Origin of the sequence: Tsuneonella flava (assembly GCF_002870965.1) — a bacterium.
GTDB lineage: Bacteria > Pseudomonadota > Alphaproteobacteria > Sphingomonadales > Sphingomonadaceae > Tsuneonella > Tsuneonella flava.
This window is the reverse complement of sequence record NZ_PHSO01000005.1, coordinates 623,729-634,876: the sequence shown is the minus strand read 5'-3', so window position 1 is coordinate 634,876 and position 11,148 is coordinate 623,729. Positions and strand designations below refer to the sequence as shown.

General features: G+C 62.8%; 10 protein-coding genes. 9 read left to right on the top strand and 1 reads right to left on the bottom strand.

The genetic code is table 11. From position 1 onward, the window contains the following. Positions 1-47: 47 nt before the first annotated feature. From traW to CV013_RS09880, 7 genes are read left to right on the top strand one after another with little or no spacing between them, the layout of a single operon-like run. On the top strand, positions 48-659 hold the full coding sequence (gene traW, locus CV013_RS09910) for a type-F conjugative transfer system protein TraW (RefSeq protein WP_102155082.1): 612 nt from the start codon (positions 48-50) through the stop codon (positions 657-659). Continuing rightward, a complete protein-coding gene (traU, locus tag CV013_RS09905; protein WP_102155080.1) occupies positions 656-1,669 on the top strand; it encodes a conjugal transfer pilus assembly protein TraU in 1,014 nt (337 codons plus the stop codon). The genes traW and traU overlap by 4 nt, the downstream gene beginning before the upstream one ends. Beyond that, a complete protein-coding gene (gene trbC, locus CV013_RS09900; RefSeq protein WP_102155078.1) occupies positions 1,666-2,418 on the top strand; it encodes a type-F conjugative transfer system pilin assembly protein TrbC in 753 nt (250 codons plus the stop codon). Before traU ends, trbC begins: the two co-directional genes overlap by 4 nt. Then, positions 2,415-4,148: a conjugal transfer protein TraN gene (locus CV013_RS09895; RefSeq protein WP_102155077.1), complete on the top strand. Its 1,734-nt coding sequence runs from the start codon at positions 2,415-2,417 to the stop codon at positions 4,146-4,148. Before trbC ends, CV013_RS09895 begins: the two co-directional genes overlap by 4 nt. Beyond that, the gene (locus CV013_RS09890; RefSeq protein WP_198591850.1) at positions 4,145-4,975 is read left to right on the top strand and encodes a conjugal transfer protein TraF; all 831 of its coding nucleotides are present in this window, start codon (positions 4,145-4,147) and stop codon (positions 4,973-4,975) included. The genes CV013_RS09895 and CV013_RS09890 overlap by 4 nt, the downstream gene beginning before the upstream one ends. Further along, entirely contained in the window at positions 4,965-6,401 is a 1,437-nt protein-coding gene (locus CV013_RS09885; protein ID WP_102155075.1) for a conjugal transfer protein TraH, read from the top strand. The genes CV013_RS09890 and CV013_RS09885 overlap by 11 nt, the downstream gene beginning before the upstream one ends. 12 nt (positions 6,402-6,413) lie before the next feature. Then, a complete protein-coding gene (locus CV013_RS09880) occupies positions 6,414-9,116 on the top strand; it encodes a conjugal transfer protein TraG N-terminal domain-containing protein (protein ID WP_102155072.1) in 2,703 nt (900 codons plus the stop codon). A gap of 4 nt (positions 9,117-9,120) precedes the next feature. On the opposite strand, the gene CV013_RS09875 is transcribed toward CV013_RS09880, so the two are convergent. Next, complete coding sequence (locus CV013_RS09875; protein WP_102155071.1) at positions 9,121-9,330, bottom strand: hypothetical protein; 210 nt, start codon at positions 9,328-9,330, stop codon at positions 9,121-9,123. Between the two features lie 143 nt (positions 9,331-9,473). Here CV013_RS09875 and CV013_RS09870 point away from each other — a divergent pair, with 143 nt between their 5' ends. Both CV013_RS09870 and CV013_RS09865 read left to right on the top strand, forming a co-directional pair. Continuing rightward, on the top strand, positions 9,474-9,833 hold the full coding sequence (locus CV013_RS09870) for a helix-turn-helix domain-containing protein (protein ID WP_102155068.1): 360 nt from the start codon (positions 9,474-9,476) through the stop codon (positions 9,831-9,833). Continuing rightward, positions 9,830-11,134: a type II toxin-antitoxin system HipA family toxin gene (locus CV013_RS09865; protein WP_102155066.1), complete on the top strand. Its 1,305-nt coding sequence runs from the start codon at positions 9,830-9,832 to the stop codon at positions 11,132-11,134. The genes CV013_RS09870 and CV013_RS09865 overlap by 4 nt, the downstream gene beginning before the upstream one ends. Positions 11,135-11,148: the final 14 nt, after the last annotated feature.

Below are 11,148 nucleotides of genomic sequence, written 5' to 3'. Positions count from 1 at the left end.
GCCATAGGCGCTGACGGGGGACAAGCAAGCTCGTCCTCCCCGCAACCCTGCTTGCAGTGCTGCTCTGCCCTGCCGAGGTGCTAGCGCGCGACTATGGCCAGCGCGGCACGGTGTTTCCCGTGATCGAGCGCGACCTCCTCGAACAGATCCATTCGCGCCTGACTCATATGGAACGTTCGGGCGAGACCACGCGACTCAATGAAGACCTGAAGCGCCGCACGATCGCGCGGGTGGGCCGGCCCGATCCCGTCGCCGGGATCGTCCGGGCCAGCGAAGCGCGGCGCTGGCACTTCGATCCGACGATTACGCTCGCTGCCGATATCCGCGGGGCAAAAGGCGAGCTGATCCATGCCGCTGGCACGAGGGTCAATCCGCTCGACAGCGTCGGCCTTCGCGCCGATCTCCTGTTCCTCGACGGCGACGATCCAGACCAGCTCACCTGGGCGCTCAAGCAGGACGCCAATGCCAAGCTGATCCTGGTGAAGGGCGCGCCGCTCGAGCTGATGAAGGCTCGCCAGCGCCGCTTCTATTTCGACCAGGGCGGCAAGCTCACCGAAAGGTTCGGGATCAGGTCGGTGCCCGCACGCGTGCGCCAGCAGGGCCGCCTGCTCGAGGTCAGCGAAATCGCGCTGCCACCGAAAAGGAGGACAGCCCAATGACGCACTTAAGAAAGCTGGCGCTCTTGCTGGCCGCCATTTTTGGTCTCGCCACCGCAACACCCGCCATGGCCGATGCCGGTCCCGGTCGCTGCACCGGCAACTTCGTCAATCCGATCACCGACATCTGCTGGTCGTGCCTGTTCCCGATCTCGATCGGCGGGCTGGACATCTGGCCGTCGAGCCGGGCCGATCCCGATAACCCCGATCTGCCGGTGTGCCTGTGCGGTCTGAGGCCAGGGATCGCGATGGGCTTCTGGGAGCCCGTTCGGCTTGCCGATGTCAGCATGAAGCCGTGGTGCTTCGTGAACCTCGGCGGCATGAAACTCGATCCGGGCTTCGATATCGGCTTCCGCTCGATCTCGGGTCCATCGGCGGTGGGCGGCGCGAGCCAGTATTATTCGAGCTGGCATGTCCACTGGTATGCCTATCCGTTGATCTACTGGATGGAGATCGTCGCCGATTTCCTGTGCCTGGAAACGGGCTCGATCGACATTCTCTACATCTCCGAGATCGATCCGCTGTGGCAGGATTCCGAGCTCACCGCGATCATCAACCCCGAGGCCGTGCTCTTCGCCAACCCGCTGGCGCTCGCCGCCTGCGCCGCCGACTGCGTCGCCTCGACCGCGAAGCTGCCGATCGACGAGATGTTCTGGTGCGCGGGCTGCCAGGGTTCGATGTATCCGATGAACGGCAATGTCTCGGCCTCGATCGGGCATGTCCAGGCCTCGCGGCTCGTGCTCTCGCGCTTTGCCTACAAACTCCACCGCGAACTCGTCTCGTGGGGGACGATGGGGTCCAAGGGCCTGTGCGGCAAATATTTGATGCCGGTGATGCGCAAGCAGCAATACCGCTTCCAGGCCACCAACCCCAACCCGGCGACCTCGGGCCGTCACGCCTGCCCGCCCATCGGCGCCTCCACCACCTTTCAATCGGCCGGACAGGTCATCCCCGCCATCGGCGAGGACATGGGATATCTCGTCTGGCGCAAGCGGAACTGCTGCGCGCTATGAACAAGCACCTCCTCCTTTTGCCCGTCGGCCTTGCCGTCACCCTCGGCGGCCTCGCTCTCGCCCAGAGTGCGCCCGAAGGTATCGACCTCGAAGCGATCCGCGAGCGTGCGGCCGAACACGCCGACGATGCGCAGGCGCTCAGCACCAATGTCCGCCAACGCGCCGAGGCGCTGACCGAGGATGCACAGGCTATCCAGACGCAAGCGCAGGCCAATCGCGCAGCCTATGCGGACAGCATCGAGGCAATCGAGACAAACGCCGTCCTCGACTTCGATGCGATGATCGCGGGGCAAGCCGCCGCCGAGAAGGCATCGCTCGGGGGAACTCCACGCTTCATTGCCTTTGCCAGCCTGTCGATGCCGCCCGAGGCGCTGAAGGCTCTGGTCCACGACATGACCAGGGCCGGCGGCGTCACCGTGCTGCGCGGGTTCCCGCAAGGAAACAGCGAGGCGTTCAAGAAGCGCCTGGCTGCCATCTGGAGCACCCGCGACGAAGCCGGCTCGCTCGGCATTGATCCAAGGCTGTTCCGCGCGTTCAAAATCGAGGCCGCACCGAGCTTCGTCATGCTGAGCACTGAGTTCAGTCCCTGCGACGGGTTCGATTGCACCAGCGAAGTGCCGCCACACGACCGTATCGCCGGCAACATCAGCGTGGGCGAAGTCCTCGAGACCTTTGCCTTGGGCAAGGGCCCGGGCGCCGAGCTTGCCCGCCTCCATCTCAGCCAGCTCTCGAGGGAGGAACGGCCATGACCGGCAGAACGCTCGCCAATCTTCTTGCTGCACTCGTCGCCCTCACAAGCGCGGCTTCCATTCACGCTCAGACCCGCGATGCGGCAAGAGCCGATGGCAAGGACTTTGCCACCGAGCTGCTGGGCGAGGCGCGCGATGCCGCAACGACCAATCCCGACGCGGCGCGCGTTCCCAATTTCGATCCGCAAGCGACGCGCGACCTGCAGGATCTTGCGCGCGATCCCGACCAGATCGAGGCCCGCGGGCGCAGCGCTGCCACAACCAGCACGCCGATTCGGACGATCCGCGACAGCATGGCCAATCGCGCAAGGTTCGAGCCGAACGAGATCGAGGACGTGATTGCCCGCAGCCTCGCGATCAACGAGACGCCGCTCGACTACACCAGCGGCATGGCAATTTCAGGCAGCCAGGGATCGTGCGTGCCGCTGCCGCCTGGTTCGGGGGCGGCGGGCACATATACCGCGACCTGCAATACGGGCATACGGATCGATCAGTCGGCAGGCCAATGCACGGTGCCGCTCGTCGCCGCGGTCACCCGGCGCCCCCAGTATCATTATGTTTGCAGCCCATTGGGCAGCTTCAACCTGTCAGGCGAGCCGGATTGCGAAGAGTTTTCAGGCGCTCTTTGCCGGGTGACCGGACACCGCGATGGTCCTTGCTTGCAGTGGGGATGGTCCGGCGGCCGCAAGTGGTGCACCGAGCCCGGTGATCCGCTTACCGAGCTGACCTGCGACGAAGAGGTCGCAGGACAAACGCCCTACCGCATCGCCACGGCGACCACCGTCACGACGACCCCTGACGAAAGCCAGTGCACAGGTCTTGCGGACAATAGCGATTGCACGCTGGACGCAGAGATCTGCACCGATGCCGATCCGCAGACCCGCGTAGTCGATGGCGTCTCTGTCACACGCCCATGCTGGGAATGGCAACGCAATTACACCTGCATCGCCCGCGAAGCGGCGACCGACTGCTCCGACATCGAAAGCCAGGACACCTGCCGCTTTGTCCGCGAGGAATGCCTCACTGACGAAGACCCCTGCGAGACCTGGGAGCGCATCTACGAGTGCCCGCTTCCTGGTACCGACAGTTCCACCCAGTATGTCTGCGACGGCGATGTCTATTGCATCGATGGCAGCTGCGAGACGATCGAGCGGACTGCGAACGACGAGTTCAAGGATGCCGTCACCGCGCTCCATGCGATGGACGAGGCCCGCGGCCAGTTCGATCCTGAGACGCTGACGCTGTTCCGCGGCACGCGCAACACCTGCTCCTCCAAGGTCTTCGGGGTGCTCAACTGCTGCAAGGGCAAGGGCTTCCCGCTCATCCCCGGCATCAGCCTGCTCGTCGCGCTCGGCTGCAGCCGCGAGGAAGTACTGCTCCACGAACGCGATGCGCAGGGGCTGTGCGCCTATGTCGGGACCTATTGTTCGGACAAGTTCCTCGGCGTCTGTCTGACCAAGAAGAAGGTCTACTGCTGCTTCGAGAGCAAGCTCTCGCGGATCCTGCAGGAACAGGGCCGCCGCCAGCTGCCCAAGCCCTGGGACAAGCCCAAGGAGGAGCAGTGCGAGGGGTTCACGCTCGACGAGTTCGCCCGGCTCGACCTCAGCCAGATGGATTTCAGCGAAGTCTATGCCGAGTTCACCGAGGCTGCACGACTCCCTGACGAGCTCGAGACCAGCATCCTCATCCAGCAGAAAATCGAAGACTATTACGCAAGGAGTGGCCAATGACGCGCCGCCAATCACTGCTGATGCTGGCGCTCCCAGTATTGGCCATGTGTCTCGCTGCACTGCTTCCCGTTCGGGCAGTTGCGCAGGAAGCGCGCCAGGCAGAGCCAGCTGCCTCAGCAGACAGCCTCTACTGCGAACAGCGCAGGCTCGGCTACTGGTTCTATTGCGTCAGGCCGGTGCCGGCGGAGGCGCCGCAGATGGCGCAGCCACCGGCCCAGGTAACCGCCACGCAAGAACTCGACGCGGTCACGGGAGAACTGCGCGAACTCAAGGCGCGCGCGATCCTTTATCCGACACCGGAAAACGTCACCGCCTATATCCGCTTCCAGCGTGCCCAGCTCGACCGGGCTTCGCTGTTCTCGGATGTCTGGCAGCGTGCGATCTGGCAGGACCCCGAGCTCGACTACACGCTCGAGAGACCGGTCGGCGCGCTCGCCAAGAAGCAATGGCAGGACGCGCGCGCTGCCGACCGCGACGCGGTGATGGCCAGGCTCTCCGAACGCTATGGCCTGTTCTACTTCTTCGCCCAGACTTGCGGCGCGTGCGAAGTGATGAGCCCGATCGTGCGCTCGGTGGCGGACCGCTGGCATATCACGGTCCGGGCGATCTCGACCGATGGCGGACCGTCCCGGCACTTCCCCGACTATAAGGTCGAAAGCGGCCAGCGGCCGCGCATGGGGCTCGAGCCCGGCATCACCCCGGCGCTCGTGCTGTGGGACAGCGTGGCCAGGCGCCCGATCCCGATCGGATACGGCGTCCTCTCGGCCGATGAGCTGCAGGACCGCATCTACCTCCTCACCTCGAAGGAAGCCGGACATGATTACTAGCATCCGCAATGTGGCGCTCACCATAGCTGCCGCCAGCATGGTCGCGTCCCCCGTCGCCGCAAACGTCGGCGACAGCATGGACCGTTTCATGGACGACATGGGCGCTGCGGCCAATGTCACCGGGCCGAGCGCGTTCGAAGGACAGTCGGCGGGCTATTACAGCCTTGGCAATGTCTGGACGCGCTTCCCGCAGAAGACGACCAACATCGCCAATCTCCAGCTGCCGCGTGCCCGCGCTGGTTGCGGCGGTATCGATATCTTCGCCGGGTCGTTCTCCTTCATCAACGCGAGCGAGATGGTCGCGCTCTTGAAGGCCGTCGCCAACAATGCGGTGGGGTTCGCCTTTAGTCTGGCGATCGATACCGTCTGCCCCGAGTGCTCGAAGATCATGCAGGAGTTCAGCCAGAAGGCACAGCTCATGAACAACCTCTCGATCAACTCCTGTGAGATGGCGCAGGGGCTGGTCGGCGGCGTCTGGCCCAAGGGCGATCTCGCCGACAAGGCGATTTGCGAAGCGATCGGCAATTCCGAAGGCATCTTCACCGACTATGCCGCCGCCAAACACGGCTGCGGGACGCGCGGCCAGCGCGCCTCGACCAACGAGGGTGCCGGCGCCGACTATGCCGACGTCAATCCCGGTGTGCCGCGCAATTACACCTGGCATGTCCTTAAGCAGAGCGCCTTCTTCAACCCCGGTGGCACCTTCGACCGCGATCTTGCCGAGTATGCGATGACGCTCATCGGCACGGTGATCTACGTGCCGCCTCGCGACGACGAACCGGGCAAATTCGTGCCTTTCGCAGGCGACGCCTCCTCGACGCTGGTGACCGCACTGCTCGACGGGACGCAGGGCCAGTCGGTGCGGGTGTTCCAGTGCGACGAGCCCGACCAGTGCCTCAACCCCACCTTCCAGCAGATGAGCCTCTCGAGCGCAAAGGCCATCCGGCCGCGCGTTGCCAGGCTCATCGGCAGCATGGTCGAGGCCATCCGCAGCGACACAGCGATCGGCGACGAGGAGAAGGAACTGCTCCAGGTCGCATCGGTGCCGCTCTACAAGATCCTCACCGTGCAGGCGGCCTATGGTCGCGGGATGGTAACCGACGACCGAGACACGCTGGCCGAGATCGCCAGCATCGATCTCCTCTATGCCATTCTCGAACGCATCACCGCTGAGGCTGGACGCTCGATGGCGAGCTTCATTGCGGCCGATGAAGCGAAACTCGCGATTTGGCGCGCTCAGGTCGCCGAGGTGCGATCGAGCCTCGCCCAGCGGCAAGCGACCGGACAGGCGCGGGTCTCCGCGATCATGCAGATCATCGAGAAGACCGCGATGATCGAGAACATGCTCGCCGCCTCGATGTCGCCGTCGATGGCCGCCGCGCTCGACTGGTCGCGCGGGATGCAGTCCCGCTCCATCGTTCCATAAGGGTCAGGCAGCATGGTCGAGATTTTCACGGTCGGCGGCGGCGAGTACATCGTCAATGTCCTCAACGCCGTTGCCGCCTGGACCGGTGCGGGCGGCTACAAGAGCCTCATTCAGGTCGCGCTGGTGATGGGCATGGTGCTCGCGGTCATCGTGGTCGCGTTCAACCAGGACTGGCGTGCCTGGCTCAACTGGTTCCTCGGTGCGACGCTCATCTACTTGTGCCTGATGGTGCCGCGCATGGACGTCCATGTGACCGACCGGGTCAATCCCAGTCTTGCACCGGCAACGGTGGCCAATGTCCCGCTCGGGCTTGCCCTGATGGCAAGTTTCACCAGCCAGGCGGGGGACTATCTGACCCGCTCGGCCGAGCTCGTATTCGGCCTGCCGGACGACCTCAACTACTCGAAGAACGGCATGATCTATGGCGCACGGCTGCTTGAATCGACGCGGTCGTTGCGCATTTCCGATCCGGAGTTTGCCGCGAACTTCGACGAGCATGTCCGGCAGTGCGTGTTCTACGATCTGCTGCTCGGTCGCTACTCGATGAAGGAGCTGTCCGAGAGCGATGACATCTGGGCGACGATCGCACCGGGTAGTGCGGCGCGCGCGCAGAAATTCCTGACCCGGCAGGCCGACGACAGCGTGACGGCCTCGATCATCACGTGCCGCGAAGCCTACACCGCGCTTTCAGGGCAATGGGCGAGCCTGATTGACGAGATGACGCTTGTCGCGGGGCGTCAGCTCTATCCGCGCCAGACCGAAGCGCTCGCCAAGGCCAAGCTCATGGCCGATCTCCCGATTGCCTATCAGTATCTCACCGGCATCTCGCGCAGCGCGAGCGACATCTTCCGGCAGGTGCTGACGATCAATGCCATGAACCAGGCCATGCACGGCTTTGCAGGGGCGAGCGGCACCGGCAGCATTGATGTCTTCGCGCAGACCCGGGCCGATATTCAGACCGAGCGGACCTATTCCTCGATCGCGCACAACGCGATGAAATGGGTCCCGATCCTCAATGTCGTGCTGACAGTGGTGTTCTACGCGCTGTTCCCTGTCCTGTTTCCGCTGTTCCTGATGCCGCGGACCGGACCCATCGCACTGAGAGGTTACGTCACCGGCTTCTTCTATCTTGCGGCGTGGGGACCGCTCTTCGTCATCCTGCACATGATCCTGATGTTCAAAGGCGCGGGCGATGTCACCGCCGCTGGCGGCAGCACCGGCCTCAGCCTGGCGACCTTTGCCGGCATGAGCGACGTCAACAGCGATATCGGCATCTTGGCGGGCTATCTTGTCGCCTCGATCCCGTTCCTTGCCGGTGGGGTGGCACGTGGTGCGCTGGCGATTTCGGGCCAGGCAACGAGTTATCTCAACCCGAGTCAGAACGCGGCCGAGGAAGCCTCGCGCGAAGCGAGCACCGGCAATGTCTCACTCGGCAACTCGAACATCGACAATTCGACGGTGTTTTCCCGCCAGTTTACGCAGGGCAATCTTGCACCCAACATCGCCTATGGCGCGGCACAGACGCGTGGTTTCAGCGACAGCGGCACGCAGACCACCAGCTTCCCCGATGGAGAGTTCGCTGCTGTCCCGAATTCAAGCTATCCGTTCACGCCGACACTGGGGCAGGACTTCACCGGCCGCCTCGGAACGATGGCGAGCCAGAGCCGGACGCAGAGCGAGACCTATGCCAACCTCGCCCAGCAATCGACGAGCTCTGCGCTCACCCGGTTCAGCGAAATCCGCAATGCCTACAGCCAGGGTCAGAGCTCCGACACGGTCAGAGGCGTCGGCACGAACGACAGCATCGGCACGGCATTCAGCGAAGTCGACAATGCCTCAAGGACGCTCCAGCAGCAGTTCGGCCTTTCCCGGCGCGCCTCAGACGACATTACCGTGTCTTGGTTCTTGAATGGTGACGCTGGAATTGGTTTGAAGGGAGAAAGGGGGCCGGTACAGGCGTCTGCTGGTTTGCGGGGTGGTCGCAATCAGACTTGGACGGACAGCGATATCGGGATCGCCTCGGAAGATCGCGGCAGGATCATGGGTACGCTGCGGCAGCTTTCGGATAGCCGCAACTGGTCGAATACGCGTGAAGGCTTTCTGCGCGAGACGAGTTCAAGCTCGGTATCACAGGTATCGACCAGCTCGTCGGGTCTCAGTCGATCGCTGACCGAAGCCGAGAGCTATACGCGAGAGGCGCGTCGGGCCGAAGAGATGGCCAGTCGCCTCGAGAATCAGGCCAGCTGGTACGAGGCCAACAGCGCCGCAGGCACGCTGAACTTAAGCCAGGCTTATCGCGAATGGGGCATGGCCGAGATGGAAGCCAATCGCGACTATTACGGGCCGGTGCGCTTCGACGACATCGAGTTTCAGATGAGCGCGCGCGGCCAACAACTGCAATCGCGGTTTGTCGAAAGCTATGCTGATCGGCTGCAAGACGACATCGAAGCCGACCTTTCGTTGCCGGACTTCGCTCCTGTCAGCCGCCCCGGGATCGGAAGTGCTGGGCAGGTACGCGCAAGAGGAGCCGTGGGCTCTGCGGGTATTCCCTCAATGCCCAATGCTCCTGATCGGTCCGACATCACGGATGAGGTCGAGCGGGTTCGCCAGCAGGGTCGTGGAAGGATTGGTACCGTTCGAGGTTACCTGGACCGCCAAACGCAGGGCGCCACGGGCGCAAGCGAGGAAGCTGCCGACGACGTCAAGGAATGGTAGGTGGTCAAAGCACCAAGTCGTAGATCACCACATAGATGATGAATGCTATGAGAAGGATCGCGAATGCAATGAAGCCAACCCGCCCCCATGGGTCGGCCCAGGCCTTCTTCCATGAGTAGGACGTGAGGCGATTTTCGGAGATGGCACGGTCGATCTCTCGTAAGCCCTTCCAGTCCGTCTGGTCATTGTGACCCTTCTCATCATCCATTTCCATCACTCCGACCTAAATAAAGTAGCAATTTTGATGCATTATCGGTGACAAGCGAATTTAGGTCTCGATATTGACACATTAAGTGCCTTCATGTAAAGACGCAAAATCGCTACACAACGCTCCATATCGGAGATAATGTCTCGATAATGCCACATTATGATTCACTAGATCTGCGCCCTCTCTCGGTACTGCTATCCGACCTCGGGAAGCAGATCGAAGCATATCGCATATCACGCAATCTCAAGCAGGCCGAGCTTGCGGAAATGGCTGGCATCTCGCGTTCAACGCTCGCCCGCCTGGAAGCCGGCAATGGCGGGACCATCGATAGCCTTGCCAGGATCATGCGTGCGCTTGAAATTGAAGACCGCCTTCTGGATGTCATGCCGGACGCCAAGCTGAGCCCGCTCGATCCCCGGTCCGACACCGGCAAGGCGCGGCAAAGGGTGCGCAAGTCATCTGAAGGTGAGGCTGGCGAGCAATGGAGCTGGGGTGACGAGGCCCCATGACGCGTGCCGTAGTCAATCTCTGGGGCCGTCAGATCGGCGCCGTCCTGTGGGATGAGGATCGCGATGTCGGGGTTTTCGAATACACTCCGGAATTCAGCCGCAGCGGTATCGAAGTCGCCCCGCTCACAATGCCCTTACGAAGTGGCGTCTACGACTTTCCCGCGCTGAATTACGAGACCTTCATAGGGCTGCCGGGCATGCTGGCCGATAGCCTGCCCGACAAGTTTGGTAACGCCCTGATCAACCGTTGGCTTGCCGAGCAGGGCCGCACAGCCGACAGCTTCGATCCGGTCGAGCGCCTTTGCTATACTGGTCGCCGAGGCATGGGCGCGCTCGAATTCGAGCCTGCTACCGGTGAGCGCCGTGAACAGGGCCGGCCGGTCGATATCGCTCCGCTTATCGAGCTCGCCAACAGGGTCATTGCCGCGCGTGAAGAACTGGCCGGTGTGCTCAAGGGAGAGGATGATCACCGCGCACTCCAGGAGATCCTGCGCGTCGGAACCTCCGCCGGCGGCGCCCGGGCCAAGGCCGTCCTCGCCTGGAACGAGGCGACCGGAGAATTCCATTCAGGGCAGCTGACTGCCGGGCCCGGCTACACGCAATGGCTGGTCAAGTTCGACGGCGTGTCGGGCAATGCTGACAAGGAACTTGCCGACCCGATGGGCTTCGGCCGGCTTGAGTACGCCTGCTATCTGCTAGCCCGAGAGGCTGGCATCGACATGGCTCGCTCTCGCCTGCACGAAGAAGGTGGGCGGGCGCATTTCATGACCCAGCGCTTCGACCGCACGCCTGACGGCAAGAAGCTCCACATGCAGTCGCTTTGCGCGATGCGCCATTTCGATTTCAACCTCGCTCGGGCCTATAGCTACGAGCAGGCGATCGAGACCATCCGCATGCTCGGTCTCGGACGCGAAGCGATCAAGGAGCAGGTGCGCCGCGCGCTGCTCAATGTCTTCATTCGCAACCAGGACGACCACACCAAGAACATCGCCTTCCTCATGGATAGCTCGGGTCACTGGAGCCTCTCGCCCGCATTCGATGTCGTCTACGCCTACAATCCTGACGGGGACTGGACCAACGAGCACCAGATTTCTCTGGCCGGCAAAACGGACGGTTTCGAGTTCGACGATCTTCTAGAATTCGGGAAATTTGCCGATCTCAAGACAGCCGAAATCAAATCCATTGCCTCAGACATTCGTTCAGCCCTCGCGAAGTGGAGCGAGTTGACGCGAACTGCCGGTGTTCCCCCAAAAATGGCACTCAAGGCTCAGAACGGCTTCCGCGACATTCCTCTGAGATGAGCTGATCCTGCCCC

Coding starts and splice junctions, on each gene's coding strand:
- CV013_RS09880 (WP_102155072.1), top strand. CDS start 6,414: ATGGTCGAGATTTTCACGGTCGGCGGCGGCGAGTACATCGTCAATGTC.
- CV013_RS09865 (WP_102155066.1), top strand. CDS start 9,830: ATGACGCGTGCCGTAGTCAATCTCTGGGGCCGTCAGATCGGCGCCGTC.
- CV013_RS09895 (WP_102155077.1), top strand. CDS start 2,415: ATGACCGGCAGAACGCTCGCCAATCTTCTTGCTGCACTCGTCGCCCTC.
- CV013_RS09870 (WP_102155068.1), top strand. CDS start 9,474: ATGCCACATTATGATTCACTAGATCTGCGCCCTCTCTCGGTACTGCTA.
- CV013_RS09885 (WP_102155075.1), top strand. CDS start 4,965: ATGATTACTAGCATCCGCAATGTGGCGCTCACCATAGCTGCCGCCAGC.
- trbC (WP_102155078.1), top strand. CDS start 1,666: ATGAACAAGCACCTCCTCCTTTTGCCCGTCGGCCTTGCCGTCACCCTC.
- CV013_RS09890 (WP_198591850.1), top strand. CDS start 4,145: ATGACGCGCCGCCAATCACTGCTGATGCTGGCGCTCCCAGTATTGGCC.
- traU (WP_102155080.1), top strand. CDS start 656: ATGACGCACTTAAGAAAGCTGGCGCTCTTGCTGGCCGCCATTTTTGGT.
- CV013_RS09875 (WP_102155071.1), bottom strand. CDS start 9,330: ATGGAAATGGATGATGAGAAGGGTCACAATGACCAGACGGACTGGAAG.